Raw genomic sequence first — 23183 nt, 5'->3', positions numbered from 1 at the left:
TAGCGCCAAAGCGGCGGATGGGGCAGATGGCGTCGCTATCGCCGGCCAGGCACGTCTTCCGCACAACTGGCGCAGCGCATCTGCACCGACAGCACCCGGGCGCCGATTTCCATGCCGTGCAAGGCGGCGGTGCCGCGCAGCTGCTCGATCAGCGCGGCATCCTGCATCAGCACGCTGCGTTCGCAGACCCGGCACACCAGGTAGCAGCTGTCCGTCTCGACCCGGTCGGCCTTGATCAGGTAGCGCGCCTTGTTGCCGCTGGCACTGGCCTCGCGTTCACGCAGCAGCAGGCCTGACTGCTCCATTTCCTTGAGCACGCGGTAAATCGTGCCCAGGCTGACCGCGATGCCGATCTGCAGCAGTTGCTGGTAGATGCTTTCCGCATTCAGGGCGGCGCGCTCGCTGGCGGATAATATTTGCAGGATGCAGACGCGGGCGCTGGTCGGGCGCAGCCGCGCGGCGCGCAGGCGTTCGAAAATACGGCTATCGCCGCCTGGCATGGAATGGGCACCGGCCATCGGCATATTGCTCCTCCTGGTGATGAAAAAAGCGCCGCCGCTCGGCTGGCGGCGCTGATGAGGACGATCAAAACTTCATGTTGGCCGTCAGCGTGGCCGAACGGCCCGGCGCCACGCCGGCGTAGTGCGGCGAGGAGACCTTGTCGAAGTACAGCTTGTCGGTCAGGTTCTGCACGTTCAGCTGCAGGGTGACGTTGCGGCTGACGATATAGCTGGCCATGGCATCGAAGCGGGTGTAGGCCGGCGCGAACTTGTTGTTGGCCACCGACGCGTAGACCTTGTCGACATAGTTGACGCCGCCGCCGATGGTGATGGCCGGCGTGACCGCATACGAGGTCCACAGCGAGGCACTGTTTTTCGGCGTGGTCGGGAACTGGTTGCCGTTGTACGGCGACGGCGCATATTGCGTCACGCCATTGACCACGCCATTCGTGACGTAGCCGTTGTTTTTCACGATGGCGTTCAGGTGCGTGTAGCCGCCGAATACCGACCAGTCGCGCGTGATATTGCCGCTCACGCCCAGCTCGATGCCCTTGACTTCCTTGTCGCCCACGTTTTGTGTGGTGCCGTCCGGCGCCGTCACGCGCGCATTGCTCATATTGCTCTGGAAATAGGCGCCGCTCAGGGACAGGCGGCCGCCCGGCAGCACTTCCCATTTCGTGCCCAGTTCGAAACTCTTGCTTTCCTGCGGTTTCAGGTTCTGGATCGCCGCCGTCAATCCATCGAGGCCGTCGCCGCCGTCATTGCCCGGTGGCGTGGACGAGGTGCCGTACGACACGTAGACGCTGCTGTTGGTCGAGGGCTTGTACACCAGTCCCGCCTGGTAGCTGGCGAAGGTGGCGTGCACATTGGCGCTGCTGGCGTTGGTGACCTTGCCGTCCAGCGTGTATTGCGGCACGTTCAGGGCGCTCTTGTAGTCGTCCCAGCGGATGCCCAGGTTCAGCAGCCATTGCGGCGTGAATTCCAGCGTGTCGAAACCATACACGGAACGCGTGTTGGTGACCACATTGGTGCGGGCCGGCGACACCGTGCGCGTGTAGACCCACGGATCGTTGGCGTTCGGGTTCAACAATGGCGCGCAGTTGTAGCCGGTGACGGCGCCCGACACCTTGCACACGGTCGTGTTATCGACCAGGTTGTTGGTGCCCGGCTTGAAGATATACGAGCTGCGGCCGGTTTCCTCGCGGCTCAGTTCCATGCCCACCGTATAGGTGTTTTTCACGCCCGCAGCAAAAAACTCACCGCCCAGGCTGGTGGCGTTGGCCAGCGCATCGGTATCGGTGACGCGCGTGTTGGCGCGGCGCCAGACGGTGCCGTACAACATGGTGTTGCCTTTCGAATCGTCGGGCTGGGTCCAGACGTAGTCGTTGCTGGTCTTGCCGTAGCGCGTGACATTGCGCAGCACCAGCTTGCCGCCGAAATCGTGGCGCAGGTCGATGGTGCCGATATCGCTTTGCGTGTCGCGGAAGTCGCGGTTGACCAGGCCATAGAAGGTATTGCGCGGCACGTCGACGGGGGTGCCGTTGCCGTTTTTCGCCACGTTGACACCGGACGAGAACGGATTATTGAACGGCAAGCCCGTGTCGGGCAGTTCGCTCGACTGCATGTGGTAGTAGCTGAGCGTGGCTTGCGTGGCGGATTTCAGGCCGAAGGTGACGGATGGCGCGATGCCCCAGCGGTCGCCATTGATGAAGTCGCGGCCCGCCACATGGGCGTCATGCGCCATCACGTTCAGGCGCACGGCCACGTCGTCGCTGACGACGCGGTTCAGGTCCGCCGTGGCGCGGCGGTATTTGGCGCTGCCCAGGGCGATGGAGGCATTGGTGAAATTGTCCGCTTTCGGCGTCTTGCTGATCAGGTTGACGCCACCGCCCGCCGACGAACGGCCACCGTAGGCCGAGTTCGGGCCCTTGACGACTTCGATCTGTTCCAGCGCGAAGATCTCGCGCGATTGCGAGCCGGTGTCGCGGATGCCGTCGATATAGGTGTCGGTCTGGGCGTTGTAGCCGCGAATGAACAGGTTGTCGCCGACCGGGTTGCCGCCTTCGCCGGCGCCGATGGTAATGCCGGGCACGGTGCGCAGCGCATCCGTCAGCGAGACGGCGCCCGTTTGCGCAATGATTTCGGCCGGAATCACGGTCACCGATTTCGGCGTGTCGAGCAGCGGCGCGGTCAGCTTGTCCGAGGCCGATTTCACGGGCGCCTGGATCAGGCGCTCGGCGGTGCCGACCACCTTGACTTCCTGCAGTTGCTGCGGCTTGTCCACCGTTTGCGCGTGCGCGGCGAACGGCAGGGCCAGGGTGGCAAAGGCGGCCAGCGCGGTGCCGTGCATGCGCGGTGCGGAAGACGGCTGGTGCTTGCGGCTGCGGATAATGGCGCCAGGCTTGCTGGTGCGTGCTGTGTCTTTCGAGGTCATCGCTTTTCTTTCAGTATGTCGGATGAATGAATAATGGCTGGCTACCGCACGCGCGCGGCTGGCTGGCTATGGAATGCAAGATGCGGAATGCTGCAAATTAAAACTTCCACGCCGCCGTCATGCGCAGCGCGCGCGGCGAACCGGGCGCGATGTTGTCGTTGCTGTGGGCGGAGGCGTAGTAGGTTTTGTCCGTCAGGTTTTCCAGGTTCAGCTGCAGCTGGAAGGACGGGTTCGGCTTGAAATAGAAGGCGCCGTCAAGGCGGGCGTAGCCGGGCAAGGTGACCGTGTTCGAGGCCGAGGCATACACGGCGCTGCGGGCGACCAGGCCCAGCGCCAAGCCCCAGGCGGGAGAGAAATCGTAGCGGTTCCACAGCGACAGGCTGTGGCGCGGCACATGGGCCACTTGCGCGCCATCCTGGGCGCTGGCCGACTGCGTGGCCGCCAGCACGGCATGCTGCAGCGCATAGCCGCCGGCGATGCTCCAGGCTTCGTTGATTTTTCCGTTCAGATCGAGTTCCAGTCCCTCGCTGCGCTGGCCGTCGACCAGGATCGCGCGCAGCATATCGTCCGGGTCGGTCACGGCCACATTGCTGCGCGCCAGGCGGTATAGCGCCGCGCTGGCCGCCAGGCCGGGCCGGATTTCCCATTTGGCGCCCAGTTCCAGGTTGCGGAAACGCTCGGGTTCGAACACGGCGTTGGACGGCGTGAGCGAGGCCAGCTGTTCGCCCGCGCGCGGCAGGAAAGACTGGCTGGCGCTGGCGTACAGGGACAGCGTTGCCACCGGTTGATAGATGACGGCCGCGCGCGGCGACCAGGGCCGGTCCGTGCGGGCGATCACGGCGCCATTGCGGCGGTTGCGAAAGTCGACGGCGAAGCGTTCATGGCGCAGCCCGGCAATCAGCTGCCATTGCGGCGACAGCCGCAGCTGGTCCTGCAGATAAACCGCGTTTGTGTCGGCCACGCCGTGGTTGTCGGCGTCGGTGGCGCTGGGGCGGAACGTGATGGGCAAGTCCGTTACCGGATGGCTGGTCGGCAGCAGGATATGCGTGACGTCGTTGCCCAGGCTGGTGAAATAGCCGGTATTGCGCAGATTGTCTGTGCTCTGCCGGCCCAGTTCCAGGCCGGCCAGCAGGCGGTGGCGCACGGCGCCGCTGTCGACCGTCCACTCGACATCGGTCTGGTTGAACAGATTGCGCCGCCGCGTGGCGCTGTTATAGGCCAGCACCGTGACGCTGGCGCCGTCCGCGCTGACGGCACTGGGAAAGGCATTCTGGTACAGCTTGTCGTAGTCGGCCAGGCGGGTACGGTTGCGCAACACGGCGCCGCCGGCAAAGCCGTGCTCGACGATGGAGCTGAGAGCATCGATGCGCGCCCATGACGGGCTGGCGCCGGCCTTGCCGAAAAACGTCGAGCGGCCGGTCTCGAATGGCCGGCCCTGGTACGACGGCACACCCCGGTCGGTGACGCGGTCGTCGCGAAAATGTTCATAGTTCAGCTGCACGCTGGTGGCGGCAATCGGACGCCATGCCAGGGCCGGGTTGATGGCGGCGCGGCGCAGATTCACGCCGTCGCGAAACGAGGCGCTGTTGTCCAGCAAGGCGTTGACGCGCACGCTGGCCGCCTCGCCGATCACCTGCTCCACATCGGCGGTGGCGCGCCGGCTGCGCCAGGCGCCCAGGCTCAGCGTGGCCTCGCCGCCGTCGCGCCATTGCGGCTGCTTGGTGGCGCGGTTGATGATGCCGCCCCCGCCGCCGCGGCCAAACACCATGGCGTTCGGTCCCTTGACGGCTTCGACCCGTTCGATATTGTAGAAGTCGCGGTAGTACTGCACGTCGTCGCGCATGCCGTCGAGGTAAAAATCCGAGGTCGAGCTATTGCCGCGAAACACGGCCGTGTCGCGGTTGCCCTCGCCGGCCGCCGTGCCCACGCCCGGCATATAACGCATGGCGTCAGCCATGGTGCGCATGTCCTGGTCGCGTATCAGCTCGGCCGTGACCACGCTGACCGCTTGCGGCGTGTCGCGCCAGGCCGTCTCGCTGCGGCTGGCGGTGGATGAACTGCCGCGCAGGTAGCCGGCCTCCTGGCTGCCGGTGACGCTGACAGCCGGCAGCGTTTGCCAGTCCAGCGCGGCGCGCGGCGGCGTGGAGACCGGCGCCAGGCGCACGATATAACTGCCGTCAGGCAGTTGCACCGCGATCAGGCCGGTACCCGCCAACAATTGCCGCAAGCCCTCGGCGGTCGCCACGGTGGCATTGACGCCGCCGCTGTTCTTGCCCTGCGTCAGGCTGCCCTCGGCCGACAGCAGGATGCCCGCCTGGCCGGCGAACTGGCGCAGCGCCAGGCCCAGCGGCGCCGGCGCGATGCGGTAGCTGCGCGCCGTCTCCGCCGCCTGCGTCACGCACGGCAGCGCCAGCAAGGCGGCCGTCAGGCACAAGGGCAGCAGACGGCGCTGAAATCGCAGGGAACAAGGGGGCAACGGCACGGTTTCTTTCTCACATCATGGCAAGGTTATTCTCCATTGCCAAGCGAACGCGCAAAAAGGGAACCGCCGCGTGAAAAGTATTCTATTTATTTTGCGCCAGCGGTTCGACCGTCACCCACCAGTCGTGCAGACGGCGCACCTTGACGGGCAAGGTGGCCTCCAGCGCGGCCAGGATGCGATCGGTATCGGCCAGCGGGTAGCTGCCGACCAGGCGCAGATGGGCCACTTCGGGCGCGCAGCCCAGGTGGCCGCGCCGGTAGCGCGACAATTGCGCGAGGAAATCGTCGAGCCGCATCTGGTCGGGCACCAGGCGATGTTCGGTCCAGGCGGCGGCATTCGGATCGAGGGCAAACGGCTGGCCGGCGCCATCGGCGGACAGGCGCAGCCGCAAGCCGGCCGGCACGATGCGGGTGGCGCCCCCATCGCGCGGCGCCGCTTCCACCCTGCCCTCGTAGACGGCAAGCAAGGTGGCGTCGCCATCGGGCCGCACGGTAAAGCGCGTGCCCAGCGCGCGCAGGCGGCCGTGCACGGTATCGACCACCAGCGGGCGGGCCGGCAGATGGTCGTCCCTGGCCGAGTCGAGCAGGATTTCGCCGCCATGCAGGGCGATGCGGCGCAGGCTGGCGGTGTAGTCGATATCGAGCGCGGTGGCCGTATTGAGCCACAGCTGCGAGCCGTCAGGCAGGGCCGTGCGGCGGATTTCGCCCACCCGCGTCTGTTGACCGGCCTGCACGCCGGCGATCCAGGCGCGCGTATCGCGGCGCAGCAGGCCGGCGCCGCCCAGGCCCGTTGCCAGGCACAGGGTCAGCAAGCCTTTGACCAGGCGGCGGCGCTGCGCTTCGCGCGCGCGCGGCCCGGCATCGTCGAGCGCCATGCGGGCCGGCTCGCCGGGCAGCACGCGAAATTCGGCGCTGACCGCTTCCACCCTGCGCCAGGCGGCCTGGTGCGCGGGAGAACTGGCATGCCAGCGGGCCCAGGCCTGTCGCTCGGCCTGGCCGGCGTCTTCGCCGCGCAGCACGGCAAACCACTCGGCCGCCTCCTGCAGAATGGCGTAGTCAGGCATCATCCATGCACAACATGCATTGCAGCATGGCCTGCGCCATGTATTTCTTGACCATCCGCTCCGATACCGCCAGCTGCACGGCGATCTGCGCGTAGGTCAGGCCGTCGATCTGCGCCAGCAAAAAGGCCTGGCGCGCACGCGGCGACAGGGTGTCGAGCATGGCGTCGATGCGACACAGGGTTTCCACCACCAGCGCACGCTCTTCGGGCGACGGCGCCGTCAACTCGGGACGGCTGGCCAGGGCGGCCAGGAAGGTGCGTTCCAGGGTCAGCCGGCGCCAGTGGTTGACCAGCAAGCCATTCGCCACCGTGCTCAGGTAGGCGCGCGGCTCGCGCAGGCTGTCGGCCGACTGCGCCGCCAGCATGCGCACGAAGGTGTCCTGCGCCAGGTCGGCCGCGCCATCGCGGCAGCCAAGCTTGCGCCACAGCCAGTTGTACAGCCAGCCATGGTGGCTGGCGTACAGGGAGGAAAATACATCGGCGGCGGGAGACAGTGTGGACACGGGGAGACGACTCAAGGGAAAGACCGCTGGCGGCCCGATCAACATGATCGATGACATATGAATGAGAACTATTTGCATTTTCACATAATCGGGCGTGCTTGTAAATTGGCCTGCCTGCGACTGCCGCCATCGAACAACATTTTCCGGCGCAGCTTTTTTACGAATGGTTCTCATTTGCGATAATATGTCAGCCTTTCTCGTTCATGATGCGCGTTCCCGCTGCGCGCAGACGCCATCGAAAGCCCATTGATGACTATTTCTTCCCTGCCCCAGCCCCGCACCGGCAACGATACCGCCGCGCCGGCCAGGCCACAGGCCGCGCCCGCCGCCACGCGGCAACGGCGTTTATTGCCGGACTGGACCTGGAAACAGGTCTGGTTCCAGCTGCACTGGTTTATCGGGATTACCGCCGGCACCGTGTTGATGATCATCGGCTTGAGCGGTGCGACCATCTCGTTCAAGGATGAATTGCTGGATCTGATGAATCCCGGCGTGCGTCATGTGCCGGTGGAAACGCGCGCCGCGCTCACGCCCGGCCAGCTGGCCAGCGTGGCGGCCGCCGAACACGGCCAGCGGGTCGCTTCCATCACCATGTATGCCGAGCCTGGCGCCGCGCCGCGCGTGTTCTTTGCGCCCAAGGCCGGCCAGCGCCGTGGCGAATCCGTATATGTGCACCCGTACACGGGCGCGACGCGGCCGGCGTTGCAGGGCGCGGGCTTTTTCGAGTGGACCGAGTCGCTGCACCGCTGGCTGCTGCTGCCGCGCGAACCGGGCCGCCAGGTGCTGGGCGCGCTGGCGCTGTGCCTGCTGGGCCTGGCCCTGTCGGGCCTGTACCTGCGCTGGCCGCGCCGTCCGCTCGACTGGCGCACCTGGCTGACGTTCGATCCGGCCCTGAAAGGCCGCTCGTTCTTGTGGAACCTGCACTCGGTGATCGGCACCTGGTGCCTGGTGGTGTATGTGATGCTGACCTTGACCGGCCTGTACTGGAGCTACGATATCGTGCGCGACAATATCGACGCCTGGGCCGGCAAGCCGCCGCGCGTGGCGCAGGCGCCCGCCAAACCAGGACCAGCACGCGAGAAAAAACCGGAAACGGCGCGCGCCGCGATAGACACGACCCTGGCCTGGAATACGTTCCAGCAACGCGCCGGCGCCTGGACCCTGGCCACCGTGCGCATGCCGACGCGACCAAACGACACCGTGCAGTTCACCTGGCTGGCGGCCGACGCGCCGCACGACCGCGCGCGCAGCACCATGGCCATCTTGCCGGCCGACGGCAGCATCACCGAAGACAAGCCGTATGGCCAGCAGGGGCAAGGCGCACGCCTGGTCAGCATTATCTACCCGTTGCACATGGGCACGTATTTCGGTTTGCCGGGGCGCATTATCGTCACCGTCGCCAGCCTGTGCATGCCGCTGTTCGGCATCACGGGATGGATGTTGTACCTGGGCCGGCGCAAGGCCAAGCGCGCCGTCGCCGCCCAGCGCGCCATGCTGGGCGCCGGCGCGCCCGGCCCCCATGTCAGCGCCCTGCCGACCCTGGTGGCCTACGCCAGCCAGTCGGGCCAGGCCGAAAGGCTGGCCCTGGAAAGCGCACGCGCCCTGCAGCAGGCCGGCGTGCCGGTCGACGTGCAGTCGCTCGATCAATTATCTCCCGCCCAGCTGCGCCAGTACGAACGCGCGCTGATCGTCGCCAGCACCTTTGGCGAGGGCGAAGCGCCGGACGGCACGCGCCGCTTTGCGCGCTTGCTCGATGACAGCAAGGCGCCCGCACTGACCGGCCTGGAATTTGGCTTGCTGGCCCTCGGTGACCGCCATTACCGCGAGTTCTGCGGCTTCGGCCATGCGCTGGATTCGCGCCTGCAAGCCCTGGGCGCGACGCCGCTGTTCCCGCTGATCGAAGTCGACAAGCACGACGCCCATGCGCTGGCCGCCTGGTCGCAGGCGCTGGCGCGCACCAGCGGCAGCCCGATCGACGCCATCGGCCGCCAGGAGGAAGCGTCCTATGCAGCGTGGCGTCTGACGCGCCGCGTGCTGCTCAATCCCGGCAGCCAGGGTGGCCAGCTGTTTGAAATCGGCTTGTCCGGTCCCGCCGGCGCCAGCTGGGAAGCGGGCGCGCTGGCCGAGATTATTCCGTGCAATATCGACGGCAGCGAAGGCGAAGACAGCGGCGGCAGCGTGCCGCATGCGCCGCGCAGCTATTCGCTGGCGTCCATGCCGCACGATGGCGAACTGCAACTGCTGGTGCGCCAGGAACGCCACCAGGGCGAGAACAATGGCGGCTATGGCGTGGCCTCGGGCTGGCTGACGCAGTTCGCGCCGCTGGGCGGCGAGATCCGCCTGCGGCTGCAAGCGAACCCGGCCTTCGCGCCGGCGCTGAGCGAAGTGCCGTGCATCTATATCGGCAACGGCTCGGGCCTGGCCGGCCTGCGTTCCCATTTGCGTGCGCGCCGGCAGGCGGGGCTGGCACGCAACTGGCTGCTGTTCGGCGAGCGACAGCAGAGCGCGGACAGTGTCTGCGCGCAAGAACTGGAAGCGTGGGTGCAAGACGGCCACCTGGCGCGCCTGGACCGCACCTTTTCGCGCGATGGCGACCACAAGGAATATGTGCAGGACCGCCTGCGCAGCGAAGCCGCTGAATTGCGCGCCTGGCTGCTGGACGGTGCCATCGTGTATGTCTGCGGCAGCCTGCAGGGCATGGCGGCCGGCGTCGATGCGGTACTGCTGGAGGCGCTGGGCCAGGAGGGCCTGGACGACTTGCGCGCGCAAGGACGCTACCGCCGCGACGTTTATTGATCTGGCACAAACGATGATCAAACCCGGCGCCCTGTGTGGGGCGCCGCACGGTAGTGCCACGCCATCGGACTACAGTGGGGCCATCTTTCCACTGTGAGGTGTGCCATGAAAAACCCCTGGATGAGCATGTACCTGAGCGCCGCCAACCGCGTCGCCAACACGGCGCGCGGCCATGCGACGGCCGCCATCAAGCGTGAAGCGGCAAAGAACACGCGGCAGCTGACGCAGGTGTGGTTCGATTCCTTCCTGCCGGCGGCGGGCAAGCCGCGCAAGAGCCGCAAGGCAAAGTAGCTGCAAGGCAGGCCACGGCTTGGTGCAGTGCATCACAGCAATAAGTTGAACTTATCGCCATCTGACCTAAACTGCAAGCATGATGTCATCGCAAACCGGCTGGCGCCGCATCCCCGCGCCGCCGCCGGCCTGCCGGGAGATGATCATGTTGACGCTCAAAGTGCTGGCCTGCCTTGCCCTCTCGTCCCTGATGCTGGTGCCGGTGATGCTGCACCGGTCCAGTCCCTCGCTGGCGCAAGTGTTGCAGACGCCGAATGTCGATGCCCATGCCATGTGGTCGAAATGGCCACAGCGATGACGCCGTGATGGCCATCGTCTGCGTTTGATCCCATCGAACTTTTGATCCAGGTCATGGATTTCCACGTTCAGCACGCCCACACTGGAACAGCCCGGTCAGCCCGACCGTGGGCTGACACAGGAGCTGGCATGTTGACATCTCAATGGAAACAGGACATGGCGCTGGGCGTTCCCGCCATCGACGAGGCGCACGAAGCGCTGTTTGACGAACTGGCGCGGCTGGCGCAGTTGGCCGACCCGCAATTCAGCGTGGGCTTTCGCGAGCTGATCGCGGCCGTGGAACGCGACTTCCGCGAGGAAGAAGACCTGATGGAGGCAATCGGCTTTCCATCGCTGGCCAACCACCGCGAGCAGCATGCGCGCGTGCTCAGCGGCCTGCACCACGCCTGGGCCGCCGTCGACGAGGGCGACGTGGAACAGGGCCGCCATGCGCTGACCCTGCTGCCGCAATGGCTGCTGTTTCACCAGGCCACGATGGACCTGGCGCTGGCCGCGGCGCTGGAATTAGTGCAGCGCCAGCCTAACTGACACCTTACAGTATCAGCACGGTCGCCTGCTCGGGCATGACCAGGCGGTAATGGCCCGGATATTTGTCTTCGCCATCGAACATCTTGCAATACACAGGCTGGTTGATGTCGTTGACGGCGGCATCGTTCATCGGCAGGGTGGCGATCAGCTGCTGGTCCTGCATCAGTTGCAGGGCGCTGCCCCGCTCGGGTGCGCAAAAGGCCAGCGACTGCACTTCGCTGGCAAACAGGCGCTTGTACCATGGCGTGATCGCGTGCACGGCCAGCCTGGCGTCGTGCAGGACGTGCGCCACCCGCGCCACCGTCCAGGCGTCGCGCGGCACCGAGGGCTGGATCACCATATTGGCCGTCAATTCCCCCTTGCCCTTGTTGACCAGGAAACTGCCGCCCTGGGCGGCGATCTCGTCATTGATCGGCACGATAAAGACACCGCCCTCGCCCACCTTGATCGCCACCGGCGCGCCATCGCCCTGCAGGGCCACGCGCACATCGTCGATAGTGGCGCTGAGCTTGGCCGGGATCAGCCGCAAGGCCATCACCACGTTGCCGCGCGATACCTGCCACACTTTTTTTGCCGTCAGATAGCTGTCGCGATAGGCCGTGAAGCGCACGCGCGGCGCCGCCGCCATATTGCTGGCCGTCACGGTCACGGACTGCGGCGTCACCTCCAGCAATTCCGCCGCCACGGGTTCCGGTGCGGGTACGGCCGGGGCGGCGTCTTGCGCCGGCGGGGCGGCGGGTGCGGGGGTGGCCGGCAATTCCTGCTGCTGCGGCAGCGGCGGCTGTTCCTGCACCGTCACGGCCGGCGGCGTCTGCGCTTCCTGCGCATGGCCAGGGGACATGGCGCACAGCCATCCGGCACAGGCAATCCCGATCCCGATCCCGATTCTTCTACGCATGCAATTCCTTCATCTGGCAAATATCCTGTCTGCATTATCGCAGAACCGTTTGCGTCATGTGCATGGGTGGCCATGGACTGATTTGCAACACCGCATGCACCGTTGCGGTGCAAATACTTGCTCATTTAATCAATAAGACTTATATTGATAATGATTCTCATTCACGCAATGTGCATCACCGTCTCGATATCCAAGCCAGACCGGGCCGGCAACACGCCATCCCACCAGCCACTGCGCCTCGCGCCAGAAGCGATAGGACACCCACAACTAAAATATCCAGGATGATCATGTCTTTACACGCCCGTACCCCCCGCCCCGCCCTGCGCCCGCTGCCCCGGCTGCTGCGCCTTACCCTGCTGAGCCTGGCCGCCGGCGCCTGCCTGCCGCTGCACGCGGCCGAGGCCGAGGCCACGCTTGAGGCCGACCCGACCTTGCCAGCGATCACCATCACCGGCCAGGCGGCCCAAGCCACCGAAGGCACGCAGTCCTACACCAGCGGCGCAGCGCGCAGCGCCACGCGCATGGAATTGTCGCTGCGCGAAACGCCGCAGTCGGTCAGCATCATCACGCGCGAGCTGCTCGACGACTTGGGCGCCGTGCGCCTGGACCAGGCGCTGGGCTTGACCACCGGCATCCAGGTGGGCCAGCAGGACAGCGAACGCACGAGTTTTTATGCGCGCGGTTTCAGCATCAACAATATCCAGGTCGACGGCATGCCGCGCGGTTCGAATTCGCCGCTGCAAGATACGGTGCTGTATGACAGGGTGGAAGTGGTGCGCGGCGCCAACGGCCTGATGGGCGGCACGGGCGACCCGTCGGCCACCATCAACATGATACGCAAGCGCCCCACCAAAACCTTCCAGGCCAGCGCCGGCGCCAGCCTGGGCCGCTGGGACAACCACCGCGTGGAAGCCGATATTTCCACGCCGTTCAGCCAGGATGGCAGCGTGCGCGGCCGCGCCACAGCCGCCTGGCAGGAGCGCGATTCCTATTTCGATATGTACCACGAACGCAAGACGGTCGGCATGGCCGTGCTGGAAGCGGACTTGCGCCCCGGCACCCTGCTGACGGCCGGTATCGACTTCCAGGACAATACGCCGACCGGCGCCACCTGGGGCGCCGTGCCCTACTGGAATGCGGACGGCAGCCTGGCCAACCTGCCGCGCAACACCAGCCTGACCACGCCCTGGAGCACCTGGGCCAACGACCAGCACACGCTGTTCGCCGCGCTGGACCAGCATCTGCCCGGCAACTGGAAGCTGCACCTGGGCTATGCGCGCACGGAAAGCAGCAACAACACCACGGTGGCCTATGCCGGCGCCGGCTATCCGAATCCGCAAACGGGCACCGGCATGCGCCTGTGGACGGGCGCCTGGGGCGAAGGCAAGAGCACGGCCGACAATTATGACCTGTATGCCAGCGGCCCGTTCTCCTTGCTGGGCCGCAGACACACCGCCATCGTTGGCTGGAATGGCGGCAATACGAATTCGAAGTCGCTGGGCGGCGAGGCGACGATACTGTACCCGGCCGCCGTGCCCGATTACCGCACATGGACCGGCAATATCCCCAAACCGGTCTTCACGCCGGACGGCTCCTACACGCGCGACGTGACGCGCCTGGCCGGCGGCTACGTGGCCACGCGCCTGAGCCTGGCCGATTCCCTGCACGTGATCGCCGGCGCGCGCACCAGCAACTACCGTACCGAAACGCGGGCCTGGAACACCAGCGGCGTCTACACCGGCAGCAGCGATTTTTCCGAAACGCGCAATGAAATCACGCCATATGTGGGGGTGGTGTTCGACATCAGCCCGCAATACTCGGCCTATGCCAGCTACACCCAGCTGTTCACGCCGCAATCGAACCGCGACCGCAACAACCATTTCCTCGATCCGGAAACGGGCGACAACCTCGAAGCGGGCGTGAAAGGCGAATTTTTCGACGGCAAGCTGAACGCGTCGGCGGCCGTGTTCAAAGTGAAAAAGAAGAACCTGGCCGAACTCGACACCACCGTGCCGCAAGGTTTTGTGCTGCCGGGCGGCGGTTCGGCCTACGTGGCCAATGGCGAGGGCATCAGCGCCAGGGGCATCGAATTCGATCTCTCGGGCCAGCTGGCGCCGGGCTGGGAAGCGAGCGGCGGCTATACCTTCCTGAAGGCCGAGGAAGCCGACGGCAAGCGCGCCGTGCCGAACCAGCCGCGCCATTTGCTGCGCTTGTCGACGGCCTGGCGCTTCGAAGGACGCTGGCAAGGCCTGAAAGTGGGCGGCAGCGCCACCGCGCAAAGCGCCACCTACAGCGAAACCTGGTACGGCCGGCCACCGGCACGCGACTATACGGCGCGCATTCCGCAAGCGGGCTATGCGCTGTACAACCTGATGGCCAGCTATACGGTGACGCCCAAGACGACGGTGCAGCTGAACGTCAGCAACCTGCTCGATAAAAAGTACTACCGCAACGTGGGCTTTTATGACAGCGTGTTCTGGGGCGAACCGCACAATGTCAACCTGAGCTTGCGCACCACGTTCTAACTGCTGCGCCAGTGCGCCGGCGCCGGAAGATCATAGCCTTCCAGCAAAGGGCCGCCGGCCGGCGCCAGTATCGCGCCAGTTACCTGCGCATAGGCTTGCTGGCCGGCCGGCAAGTCGCTGGCCAATAACCTCTGGGCACTGTCGAGTTGCGCGGCGATGGCTGCATCGTAAGCCTGCAGGCGGCGAAACAGATGCTTGCCGCCGCCGCTCCACTGGCCGGCCGCGCGCAGATGCAGGTCGGCCAGCATGCCGTACAGGCCGCAGGCCACCGCCATCGCTTCGCCGGGATGGCGACTGTCGACCAGGTCTTCCAGCGCGTTGGTAATCGCATAGCGGCGCTGCCGCAAGTTCCCTGCATCGAGCGGTGGCGGCCCGGCCGCATGGCTCGCTTGCGCCAGCGCCAGCAATCCGGCATGGTGCGCGCTGGCGGCCAGAATATTTTCACCTTCCATCACCATCATCGCCAGCGGCACCTTGCCGCCAGGCGCGTCGATCTGCTCGCAAAAATACCGGAACGTCCCCAGGTCATGGGCAAACAATTCGACGGTCTGCCCCTCGTACACAATGGTGCTGCGCCAGGCGGCTTCCACATGGTCGAACAGCAATAGCAAGTCAATATCGGACGTGGCCGTCTGCCGGCCGGTGGCGAACGAGCCACCGATGATCGCCGCCACGGCGCCCGGATAACGTTCCTGCACCAGCCGCATGGCCCGCGCGCGGATTGTTTCGTAAGTTGCAATCGCTTCCATCGACATCCTCCTTGCCGCCATGCTACACCGGTTTTATTCCTGATAAACTGGACACCATCGTCGCTGACAAGGAATGGCCATGCACTGTGTCTACAAGATTATGCCCTCACCGGTGGGCGAACTGACCCTGGTGGCGCGCGGCGATGCGCTGGCGGCCATTTTGTGGCAGGACGACAAGCCGACCCGGGTTCGCCTGGGCGAGTTGCGCGAAGACGGCGCGCATCCGGTGCTGCTGCAAACGCAGCAGCAATTGCGCGAGTATTTTGCCGGCACGCGCCAGCAGTTTGACGTGCCGCTGGATTTTTTGGGCACGGATTTCCAGAAGCAGGTATGGCAGGCGCTGCTGACGATCCCGTTCGGCCAAACGCGCAGCTATGGCGAGATCGCGCGCCAGATCGGCCGGCCGGCCGCCGTGCGCGCGGTGGGTGCGGCCAATGGCAGGAATCCCGTGTCGATTATCGCGCCCTGCCACCGGGTGATCGGCGCCACCGGCGCGCTGACGGGCTTTGCGGGTGGCCTGGAGGCCAAGCAAACCCTGCTGGCGCTGGAAGGCATCGGCCTGTCCAGCGAGCAAGAGGCGCAAAAAACCGGGCTGGCCACGCGGCGCGCCAGACAGGTCGACCTGGCGCAGGGCACCCTTTTCTGATTACTCGCCCAGCAAGGCCAGCGACTCCAGCCAGGCCGCTTTCCAGGGGCGCAACAGCGGCTGGGTGGCAAACGCTTTTTTCAGATGCGGCATCGGCACGCGGTGCACATCGTGCAGGCCGAAGGCCAGGGTGACGGGATTCCATAGATAATTGTTCTTGCCGCCGCGCGAATTCTTGCGCACGCGCGCGCCATCGTCGCCAAACACGCCCTCGCCTTTCAGCATGCCCTGTTCCAGGTTGAGCTTGCCGCCACCCACGCCGGCAAACGCTTGCAGGATCTCGTTGCGCTCCAGCCCTTTCAGGATCTGGCTTTCCATCACCGGCGGCTTTTCAGGCTCGGCCGGCGTGGGGTCCAGCAACTCCTTCACCAGCTTCAGCAGGTCGCGTTCCTGGAAATGCAGGCCGTCCAGGGACGCGCGCAAGCCTGGCTCCTTCAGGGCAATCGCCAGGTTGCCGGAATCGCGCGTAAAACGCAGCCATACATCGCTGCCGCCGGCGGCCAGGTGCCGCTTGTCGTCGATAAACACCACCGGTGCCGCATAGCGTGTCACGCCATCGTGGAACAGCTCGGCCCATTCATCGGAATGCGCGATCCACACATACGGCAAGCCCCCCTCTTCCAGCAGCCGCGCCAGGGTCCAGGGCGTGCCGGTCTGCGTTTGCAGCCAGTTGCAGGCCTCGCCGGCAGTGGCGCGGTAGGGCAAGGAAGAAAGCGTGGTGGTCATGATGCGGGTCCAATCAAAAGAATGGTGCGCAGTGTAGCACTGCGCTGCATCCAAAGCGGCCGCGGCGGCGTATATAGAGGAGGAAACAGAAAACTCCCCACCGCAGCCGTTCAGTCATGAAAGGAAGCACCATGCGCCACTTCAGCAGACAAGCCGATGCAATGGAACAGTCCCTCTACCTGGCCATGCGCATGGACCAGGCATTCGAACGGCTGCGCCTGCATGACAATCCGCAGGCGCGGCTGCGCTGCGCGCAATGGGTGACGGCCTGGGCGGTAGCGGCCGGGGCCGACGCACCGCGCGGCATGAAACTGCGCATCCGGGGCGAATTTATCCTGTTATAGCGACGGCACTGTTTGCAGTGTCAGCGATATTTTTCAGGCGTCGTATCGCCATCGACCATTTCATACCACATTGCGTTGAGCACGGCGAACATCGCCGCCAGCGGAAGGCCCAGTATCCAGGCGAAATACCACATGATGATTCCTTTACAGTAAATGATTAGTAAGCGTGGCCGGAGCCGTCTTCGATGGCCTGGCCATCGACCTTGCCCCACAACACTTTATAAACCCAGCTGGTGTAGGCCACGATCAGGGGAATAAAGATGGTGGTGGCCACCAGCATGATGAACAGGGTCATGTGGCTGGACGAGGAATCCCAGACCGTCAGGCTGGCGCGCGGGTCCAGCGACGACGGCAGGATCAATGGAAACATCGACGCGCCCACGCTGAGGATGATGGCGGCAATCCCCAGCGCGCTGGCCAGCAGGGCCGGCACGGCGCGGCGCAGGCGCAGCATGGCAAGCGCCAGCAGCGGCGAGGCCAGGCCCAGCACGGGCGCGGCCCAGGTCCACGGATGGGCCGCATAGTTGGCGAACCAGGCGCCGGCCGCCACTTCGGCCGTCTTGAACATCGGGTTCGACGGACCGGCCACGCTGACCGCGCTGGTGATGCGGTAGCCATCGACCATGGCCCACAGCGCCACGCCGGCAGCCGCGTACAGCACCACGGTGGCGATCGCCGCCACGCTGCCATAGGCGCGCGCCCGTTCGGCGACTGGACCTTCGGTTTTCACCTGCAGCCAGGTGGCGCCGTGCATCACCAGCATCGCCACCGACACCAGGCCGGCCAGCAGTGCAAACGGGTTCAAGAGGCCAAAGAAGCTGCCTTCGTAAAAGATATGCATGTCGTCCGAAAAGCGGAACGGCACGCCCTGCAGCACATTGCCCATCGCCACGCCAAAGATCAGGGCCGGCACGAAGCCGCCGATAAACAGCGCGATATCCCAGCGCGCGCGCCAGCGGGCGTCTTCGCGCTTGCTGCGGAATTTGAAGGCCACCGGGCGCAGGATCAGCGCCACCAGGATCACGAACATGGCCAGGTAAAAGCCCGAGAACGAGACCGCATACAGCTGCGGCCAGGCGGCAAAGATGGCGCCGCCGCCCAGGATCAGCCACACCTGGTTGCCTTCCCAGACGGGACCGATGCTGTTGATGATGATGCGCCGTTCCAGGTCGGTCTTGCCGGCAAACGGCAGCAAGATGCCGGTGCCTAGGTCAAAGCCGTCGGTGACGGCAAAGCCGATCAGCAGCACGCCGATCAGCAGCCACCAGATCAGGCGCAGGGTTTCATACGAAATCAGTTCATGCAAAATCACGATGCGACTCCTCAGGCAGGTTGTACGGTGGCGGGGGCGGCAGACAGCGCGACGGGCGCATGCTCGTCCGGTCCCTTGCGGATGGTTTTCAGCATCAGCTTCATTTCGATTACCAGCAGCACCGTATAGATGGCGGCAAAGCCGGCGATGGTGATCAGCAAGGTCGTCACGCCCAGGTTCGACACCGCCACGGCGGTCGGCAGCACGCCTTCGATGACCCAGGGCTGGCGGCCCAGCTCGGCCACGATCCAGCCCGCTTCAGCCGCCACCCATGGCAGCGGGATGGCGAACACGGCCACTTTCAGCAGCCAGCGGTGGGCGTCCAGGGTGCGGCGCACCGACAGTACGAAGAAGGTTCCTGTCAGCAAGATGAAAAACATGCCCAGGCCCACCATCACGCGGAACGACCAGAACAAGGGCGCCACCGGCGGCACCGTGTCGCGCGCGGCCCGGGCGATCTGTTCGGGTGTCGCCAGGCGCGGATCGTCGACATAGCGTTTCAGCAGCAAGGCGTAACCGAGCGACGGGCCTTTCGATTCGAACATGGCCGTCGCTGCTTCGGGCACCACGCCGCCGGGCGGCACGGCGCGGATGGTTTGCAGTGCGTCATAGGCCTTGATGCCGTCGCGTATCAGCAGCTCGCCGCGCTCGACCAGCTGGGCGATGCCGGGAATTTCGGTATTCAGGGAGCGTGTGCCGATCAGGCCCATCACCATCGGGATATGCAGGGCGTAATGCGTCTCGCGCGCGGCCTCGTCGGGAAAGCCGATGGCCGTAAACGCCGCTGGCGCCGGTTCGGTTTCCCACATCGCTTCGATCGCGGCCAGTTTCATCTTCTGGTGTTCGGACGCCAGGTAGCCGCTTTCATCGCCGAGCACCGCCACCGACAGTGACGCCGCCAGGCCGAAGGCGGCGGCCACCGTCATCGAGCGCTTGGCCAGCTGCACGTGGCGCCCCTTGAGCAAGTACCAGGCCGACACGCCCAGCACAAAGATGGCGGCCACCGTATAGCCGGCCGACACCGTGTGCACGAACTTGGCCTGCGCCACCGGATTGGTCAGCACGGCGCCAAAGTCGGTCACTTCCATGCGCATGGTTTGCGGGTTGAAGGCCGCGCCGACCGGATTCTGCATCCAGCCGTTGGCGATCAAGATCCACAGGGCCGAGAAATTCGACCCGATGGCGACCAGCCAGGTGGTGGCCAGATGGCCGCGCGCGGACAATTTATCCCAGCCAAAGAAGAAGATGCCGACAAAAGTCGCTTCCAGGAAGAAGGCCATCAAGCCTTCGATCGCCAGCGGCGCGCCGAAAATGTCGCCCACATAATGGCTGTAGTAGCTCCAGTTCATGCCGAACTGGAATTCCATCACGATGCCGGTGGCCACGCCCATGGCGAAGTTAATGCCGAACAGCACGCCCCAGAATTTGGTCATGTCGCGCCAGATGGTGCGGCCCGTCATCACGTACACGGTTTCCATGATGGCGAGGATCACTGACAAGCCTATCGTCAGCGGAATGAAAATGAAGTGGTAGAGCGCTGTCAGCGCGAATTGCAGTCTTGATAATGCAACAATATCGAGGTCCATGATGTTCCTGTTTGTTTCCTAAGTGAATACAGCGGTGCTACAAAACGGTCAATCGGCCCGCAAACCGCGCAGTGCCTGGTCAAATTCGGGGGTGCCGCGCCGCACATCGCCGACGATGCGGCCATGGCGCAGCGTCAGCAGCCGGTCCGCCAGTTGCGCCTCGCGCCGCAAATGGGTGGCGATCAGCAGGCTGCGGCCCCTGCTTTCCTCGCGCAAACGCCGCAGCACGTCGCCGGCCGTGTCGGCATTGAGCGCCTCGGTGGCTTCATCGAGCAGCCACAAAGGCGCGTCGTGCAGGAACAGCCGTGCCAGCGCCAGGCGGCGCGACTGGCCGCCCGACAGGCCCAGGCCGCCCTCGCCCAGCGGCGTGTCGAGGCCCTGGGCCAGCGCGCGCACTTCCTGCGCCAGGCCCGCCGCCTGCAAGGCGTGCCACAGGCGCGCATCGTCGGCGACGGGGTCGGCCAGGCGCAGGTTGTCGCGCAGGCTATCCTGGAACAGCTCGGTTCTTTGGGTAAACAGGCAAGCGCGCGGCCCGCTGACGGTGCCGGACAGGGGCGCGATTTCGCGCGCGGCCAGGGCCAGCAAGGTCGACTTGCCGGCGCCGCTGGGGCCGATCAGCGCCACTTTCTCGCCGGGCGCCACCACCAGGCTGACGCCATGCACGATGGCCGCCTGGCTGCCGGTGTGACAGGCGCTGACCTGCTCCAGGTGCAAGCCACCCGTGGCCGGCGCCGATTGCATAGGTTGGTCTTCCGCGCGGGGATGGAGCCGGCGCAGCGCCAGCAGCATGCGCCCCGCTTCCAGCGCGCCACGGCGCAGGCCGGCAAACGGCTCCATCGCGGTCAAGGCCAGCAGCACCGCCAGCGCCGCGGCCGGCACGCCGATCTGTTGCTGTTCGACCAGGGCGGCCGCGGCCAGCAGCACGCCGGCCAGGGTCAGGCTGCCCACCGCGCCATAGGCGGCGCCGGCGTTGGCGTCCAGGCGCTGCAGGGCGATATCGGTGGCCGCCAGCGACTGGTCGATCTGCGCCAGGGCCTGGCATTGCGCGGCGACACGCCCGGCCATCACCAGGTCGGTCTGGCCGGCCACCAGGTCGATCGCGCCCGAACGCAATTTTTCCACGCCGCGCGACCGCTGGGCGGCATGGCGGCGCGCGCGGCGCAGCACCAGCCAGGCGATGGCGCCGCCGCTGGTCAATAGCCAGGCGGCAAACACCACGCCCAGGGCGAGGTCGAGAAAGGCCAGCGCCAGGCCGGCCAGCAGGGCCGCGCACACGGCCGTGCACACCGGCACCAGCAGGCGCAGGTACAAGGCTTCCAGCGCGTCGATATCGGCCGTCAGGCGAAACAGCATTCTGGCCGGCTGGCGCAGCAAGCGGTTGCCGGCGGCGGGCAGCGACCAGCGGCGAAACAGGTGCACGCGGATGGCGGCCAGCGCGGCAAACGTGGCGTCGTGCGTGACCAGCCGCTCCGCATAGCGGGTGCCGGTACGGCCGATCGCCAGCAGGCGGATGCCGGCCGAGGGTGCAAATACATCGAACGCCAGCGCGGTGCTGCTGGCCAGGCCCGCGATCGAGGTGGCGGTGATGAACCAGCCGGACAGGCCCAGCAGCGCCATGCCGGCCACCACCGTCAGGGCCGACAGCGCGGCGCCCAGCAGCATTTTGCGCGGCTGGCCCAGCAACAGCTGGCGCAACAGGGGATGACGTAACAAGGTGGTTTTCATGCCTGCAGCTCCCGGGTTTGCACGCCCAGCAGCACGCGGCGCGACAGGCGCGCCGCCAGCACCGGGTCATGGGTGGCGACGATCATGGTTTTGCCTTTGGCCAGCATCAGCAGCGCATCGGTGACGCGCGCCGCCGTTTCGCTGTCGAGGTGGGCTGTCGGCTCGTCGACCAGCAGCAGGTCGGCGTGCGGATGGATCGCCACGCGGGCCAGCGCCAGGCGCACGGCTTCGCCGCCGGACAGGCCCTGCGCGCCATCGCCGAGCATGACACCAGGCTGCGCCTGGGATACGCCGGCCAGTTCGGCCAGATGCAGTGCGGCGCCGACGCGGCCGGCATCCGCCTCGGCGCGGCCCAAAGTCACGTTCTGGCTGACGGAGGCGGCAAACACGTGCGGCCGCTGGCCCATCCAGGCCATGCGCCGGCGCAGGCCGGCAACCGTGGCATCGTCCAGCACCACATCGGCAATCCGGATGGCGCCGCCATCGGCCGGCAGCAAGCCGGCGATCAGCGACAACAAGGTGGACTTGCCGGCGCCGCTGGCGCCCAGCAGGGCCAGGTGTTCGCCAGGACGCACCTGCAAGTCGAGACCGTCGAACAGCGGCGCTTCGCCGGCATGGGCAAACTGCAGCTGCTGCAGGTGCACGGCAGGCGGCGCGGCGTGTTCGAGGGCGGTTTCAATGGCGTCTGCCGCGCCATGGCCAGGCATGGCCAGGCCGCCCTCGGCCAGGTCGGCCAGAGCGGCCAGGCCCGCCTCGCCGGCCGCCTTGTCGTGCCAGACGGCGGCCAGTTCGCGCAGCGGCTCGAAAAAGGCCGGCGCCAGCAGCAGGATGAACATGCCCTGGCCCAAGGTGAGCTTGCCGCCCCAGCTGCCGAAGTTGAACGTGCCCAGCAGCGAAAAACCGATATATGCCGCCACCATCGCCACGCCCAGCGCGGAAAACAGTTCCAGCACGGCCGACGACAGAAAGGCGATGCGCAGCACGGCCATGGTGCGCCGGCGCACGGATTGCGCGCTGGCGTCCAGCCGTTCGGCGGTGGCGTCGACGGCGCCCAGCGCGCGCAGGGTGGCCAGGCCGCGCAGCCGGTCCAGCAGAAAGGCGTTCATGCCGCCCATTTCCACCATCTGCGCACGGCTGGCCGCCTGCGCGCCCATGCCCACCAGCGCCATGAAGAGCGGTATCAGCGGCGCGGCGACCAGCAGGATCAGGGCGGCCAGCCACGACAGCGGCGCGATGGCGGCCAGGATCACCAGCGGCACCAGCAGCACTTTCCAGCGCGTGGGCTGGTAGCGCACAAGGTAGGGCACGATGGCTTCGGCCTGCTCGGCGATCACGCTGGCGGCCTGGCCCGACTGGGCACGCTGGCGGTCCAGCGGCGAGCGCCGCGCCAGGACCAGCGCCACTTGCGCGCGCAGCGTGGACAAATGCGCACGCGCGGCCGCATACATGGCGCGCGCGCCCCACGCTTCGCCGGCGGCGCGCAGCAGGCCCAACAGCAGAACGCCGGCGGCCGGCGGCAGCGCGGCGCGCCAGCCGGCACCCGCCGTCATCGCCACAATGGCCGAGGCCAGCAAGGCCGCCTGCGGCAACCACAGCAATGCGGCACCGCCCTGTACCAGGCTGGCGAGACGGGGAAGGACAAAGCGTGGCAAGACAGGAGGCATGGCGTTCATGTTTTATTCGTATTTCTTGAGTTTTCAGAGATTTCTGTAAATTCGATTTTTTGTATAATACTGCGAAACGTGACAGATATCAATTGACCTGCCATCAATCGAGTGC

Annotated in this window: 20 protein-coding genes; 7 read left to right on the top strand and 13 right to left on the bottom strand. The window is 66.0% G+C overall.

The window, feature by feature from the left end; translation table 11 throughout:
- Nucleotides 1-35: 35 nt before the first annotated feature.
- From Q8L25_RS15630 to Q8L25_RS15610, 5 genes are all read right to left on the bottom strand, one after another.
- A complete protein-coding gene (locus Q8L25_RS15630) occupies nt 36-524 on the bottom strand; it encodes a transcriptional repressor (RefSeq protein ID WP_308920225.1) in 489 nt (162 codons plus the stop codon).
- Between the two features lie 61 nt (nt 525-585).
- Nucleotides 586-2934 (bottom strand): TonB-dependent siderophore receptor, encoded by a 2349-nt coding sequence (locus Q8L25_RS15625; RefSeq protein WP_308920224.1) that lies wholly within the window; start codon nt 2932-2934, stop codon nt 586-588.
- Nucleotides 2935-3031: 97 nt separating this feature from the next.
- Nucleotides 3032-5416: a TonB-dependent siderophore receptor gene (locus Q8L25_RS15620; RefSeq protein ID WP_308920223.1), complete on the bottom strand. Its 2385-nt coding sequence runs from the start codon at nt 5414-5416 to the stop codon at nt 3032-3034.
- An 82-nt stretch (nt 5417-5498) separates the two neighbouring features.
- A complete protein-coding gene (locus Q8L25_RS15615; protein ID WP_308920222.1) occupies nt 5499-6482 on the bottom strand; it encodes a FecR domain-containing protein in 984 nt (327 codons plus the stop codon).
- Nucleotides 6472-6981 carry a sigma-70 family RNA polymerase sigma factor gene (locus tag Q8L25_RS15610; RefSeq protein WP_308920221.1) on the bottom strand — a complete coding sequence of 170 codons (510 nt, stop codon included), beginning with the start codon at nt 6979-6981 and terminating at the stop codon, nt 6472-6474. The genes Q8L25_RS15615 and Q8L25_RS15610 overlap by 11 nt, the downstream gene beginning before the upstream one ends.
- 249 nt (nt 6982-7230) lie before the next feature.
- Between Q8L25_RS15610 and Q8L25_RS15605 the strand changes: the two genes are divergently transcribed.
- The 4 genes from Q8L25_RS15605 (at nt 7231) to Q8L25_RS15590 (ending at nt 10893) form a co-directional block, all read left to right on the top strand.
- Nucleotides 7231-9777 (top strand): sulfite reductase flavoprotein subunit alpha, encoded by a 2547-nt coding sequence (locus Q8L25_RS15605; protein ID WP_308920220.1) that lies wholly within the window; start codon nt 7231-7233, stop codon nt 9775-9777.
- Nucleotides 9778-9882: 105 nt separating this feature from the next.
- Entirely contained in the window at nt 9883-10068 is a 186-nt protein-coding gene (locus tag Q8L25_RS15600; protein WP_308920219.1) for a hypothetical protein, read from the top strand.
- Between the two features lie 145 nt (nt 10069-10213).
- Entirely contained in the window at nt 10214-10366 is a 153-nt protein-coding gene (locus tag Q8L25_RS15595; RefSeq protein ID WP_308920218.1) for a hypothetical protein, read from the top strand.
- A gap of 128 nt (nt 10367-10494) precedes the next feature.
- Nucleotides 10495-10893 carry a hemerythrin family protein gene (locus tag Q8L25_RS15590; protein WP_308920217.1) on the top strand — a complete coding sequence of 133 codons (399 nt, stop codon included), beginning with the start codon at nt 10495-10497 and terminating at the stop codon, nt 10891-10893.
- Between the two features lie 4 nt (nt 10894-10897).
- Here Q8L25_RS15590 and Q8L25_RS15585 read toward each other — a convergent pair whose 3' ends face one another.
- Nucleotides 10898-11734 carry a hypothetical protein gene (locus tag Q8L25_RS15585; protein WP_308920216.1) on the bottom strand — a complete coding sequence of 279 codons (837 nt, stop codon included), beginning with the start codon at nt 11732-11734 and terminating at the stop codon, nt 10898-10900.
- Nucleotides 11735-12078: 344 nt separating this feature from the next.
- Here Q8L25_RS15585 and Q8L25_RS15580 point away from each other — a divergent pair, with 344 nt between their 5' ends.
- Complete coding sequence (locus Q8L25_RS15580; RefSeq protein WP_308920215.1) at nt 12079-14316, top strand: TonB-dependent siderophore receptor; 2238 nt, start codon at nt 12079-12081, stop codon at nt 14314-14316.
- Here the strand turns inward: Q8L25_RS15580 and Q8L25_RS15575 are convergent.
- On the bottom strand, nt 14313-15065 hold the full coding sequence (locus tag Q8L25_RS15575; RefSeq protein ID WP_308920214.1) for a nucleotidyltransferase domain-containing protein: 753 nt from the start codon (nt 15063-15065) through the stop codon (nt 14313-14315). The genes Q8L25_RS15580 and Q8L25_RS15575 overlap by 4 nt on opposite strands.
- Before the next feature lie 79 nt (nt 15066-15144).
- On the opposite strand from Q8L25_RS15575, the gene Q8L25_RS15570 reads away from it, so the two are divergent.
- Complete coding sequence (locus Q8L25_RS15570) at nt 15145-15711, top strand: methylated-DNA--[protein]-cysteine S-methyltransferase (protein ID WP_308920213.1); 567 nt, start codon at nt 15145-15147, stop codon at nt 15709-15711.
- On the opposite strand, the gene Q8L25_RS15565 is transcribed toward Q8L25_RS15570, so the two are convergent.
- Nucleotides 15712-16437, bottom strand: coding sequence for a hypothetical protein (locus Q8L25_RS15565; protein ID WP_308920212.1), 726 nt, complete (start codon nt 16435-16437; stop codon nt 15712-15714).
- 131 nt (nt 16438-16568) lie between these two features.
- Here Q8L25_RS15565 and Q8L25_RS15560 point away from each other — a divergent pair, with 131 nt between their 5' ends.
- Complete coding sequence (locus tag Q8L25_RS15560; protein ID WP_308920211.1) at nt 16569-16781, top strand: hypothetical protein; 213 nt, start codon at nt 16569-16571, stop codon at nt 16779-16781.
- A gap of 20 nt (nt 16782-16801) precedes the next feature.
- On the opposite strand, the gene cydX is transcribed toward Q8L25_RS15560, so the two are convergent.
- Genes cydX through cydD form a run of 5 tightly spaced genes read right to left on the bottom strand, consistent with a single transcriptional unit; the run spans nt 16802 to nt 23077 of the window.
- Nucleotides 16802-16915: a cytochrome bd-I oxidase subunit CydX gene (cydX, locus tag Q8L25_RS15555; protein WP_308920210.1), complete on the bottom strand. Its 114-nt coding sequence runs from the start codon at nt 16913-16915 to the stop codon at nt 16802-16804.
- A gap of 23 nt (nt 16916-16938) precedes the next feature.
- Complete coding sequence (gene cydB, locus Q8L25_RS15550; RefSeq protein ID WP_308920209.1) at nt 16939-18093, bottom strand: cytochrome d ubiquinol oxidase subunit II; 1155 nt, start codon at nt 18091-18093, stop codon at nt 16939-16941.
- 11 nt (nt 18094-18104) lie between these two features.
- Entirely contained in the window at nt 18105-19679 is a 1575-nt protein-coding gene (locus Q8L25_RS15545; protein WP_308920208.1) for a cytochrome ubiquinol oxidase subunit I, read from the bottom strand.
- Nucleotides 19680-19727: 48 nt separating this feature from the next.
- Nucleotides 19728-21404: an ATP-binding cassette domain-containing protein gene (locus tag Q8L25_RS15540; RefSeq protein WP_308920207.1), complete on the bottom strand. Its 1677-nt coding sequence runs from the start codon at nt 21402-21404 to the stop codon at nt 19728-19730.
- A complete protein-coding gene (gene cydD / locus Q8L25_RS15535; RefSeq protein WP_308920206.1) occupies nt 21401-23077 on the bottom strand; it encodes a thiol reductant ABC exporter subunit CydD in 1677 nt (558 codons plus the stop codon). Before cydD ends, Q8L25_RS15540 begins: the two co-directional genes overlap by 4 nt.
- Between the last annotated feature and the right edge of the window lie 106 nt (nt 23078-23183).

Source organism: Janthinobacterium sp. J1-1 (assembly GCF_030944405.1).
Classification (GTDB): Bacteria; Pseudomonadota; Gammaproteobacteria; order Burkholderiales; family Burkholderiaceae_D; genus Janthinobacterium.
The sequence above is the reverse complement of the archived record's forward strand: the minus strand, read 5'-3'. Positions and strand labels throughout refer to the sequence as shown.

Excerpts from the sequence above, each read along its gene's own strand:
- Q8L25_RS15560 (WP_308920211.1), top strand. The coding sequence starts at position 16,569 with ATGCGCCACTTCAGCAGACAAGCCGATGCAATGGAACAGTCCCTCTAC.
- Q8L25_RS15580 (WP_308920215.1), top strand. The coding sequence starts at position 12,079 with ATGTCTTTACACGCCCGTACCCCCCGCCCCGCCCTGCGCCCGCTGCCC.
- Q8L25_RS15585 (WP_308920216.1), bottom strand. The coding sequence starts at position 11,734 with ATGTCCCCTGGCCATGCGCAGGAAGCGCAGACGCCGCCGGCCGTGACG.
- Q8L25_RS15605 (WP_308920220.1), top strand. The coding sequence starts at position 7,231 with ATGACTATTTCTTCCCTGCCCCAGCCCCGCACCGGCAACGATACCGCC.
- Q8L25_RS15600 (WP_308920219.1), top strand. The coding sequence starts at position 9,883 with ATGAAAAACCCCTGGATGAGCATGTACCTGAGCGCCGCCAACCGCGTC.
- Q8L25_RS15545 (WP_308920208.1), bottom strand. The coding sequence starts at position 19,679 with ATGGACCTCGATATTGTTGCATTATCAAGACTGCAATTCGCGCTGACA.
- Q8L25_RS15630 (WP_308920225.1), bottom strand. The coding sequence starts at position 524 with ATGCCGATGGCCGGTGCCCATTCCATGCCAGGCGGCGATAGCCGTATT.
- Q8L25_RS15615 (WP_308920222.1), bottom strand. The coding sequence starts at position 6,482 with ATGATGCCTGACTACGCCATTCTGCAGGAGGCGGCCGAGTGGTTTGCC.
- Q8L25_RS15540 (WP_308920207.1), bottom strand. The coding sequence starts at position 21,404 with ATGAAAACCACCTTGTTACGTCATCCCCTGTTGCGCCAGCTGTTGCTG.
- Q8L25_RS15575 (WP_308920214.1), bottom strand. The coding sequence starts at position 15,065 with ATGGAAGCGATTGCAACTTACGAAACAATCCGCGCGCGGGCCATGCGG.
- cydX (WP_308920210.1), bottom strand. The coding sequence starts at position 16,915 with ATGTGGTATTTCGCCTGGATACTGGGCCTTCCGCTGGCGGCGATGTTC.
- Q8L25_RS15625 (WP_308920224.1), bottom strand. The coding sequence starts at position 2,934 with ATGACCTCGAAAGACACAGCACGCACCAGCAAGCCTGGCGCCATTATC.
- Q8L25_RS15595 (WP_308920218.1), top strand. The coding sequence starts at position 10,214 with ATGTTGACGCTCAAAGTGCTGGCCTGCCTTGCCCTCTCGTCCCTGATG.
- cydD (WP_308920206.1), bottom strand. The coding sequence starts at position 23,077 with ATGAACGCCATGCCTCCTGTCTTGCCACGCTTTGTCCTTCCCCGTCTC.
- Q8L25_RS15565 (WP_308920212.1), bottom strand. The coding sequence starts at position 16,437 with ATGACCACCACGCTTTCTTCCTTGCCCTACCGCGCCACTGCCGGCGAG.
- Q8L25_RS15590 (WP_308920217.1), top strand. The coding sequence starts at position 10,495 with ATGTTGACATCTCAATGGAAACAGGACATGGCGCTGGGCGTTCCCGCC.
- Q8L25_RS15570 (WP_308920213.1), top strand. The coding sequence starts at position 15,145 with ATGCACTGTGTCTACAAGATTATGCCCTCACCGGTGGGCGAACTGACC.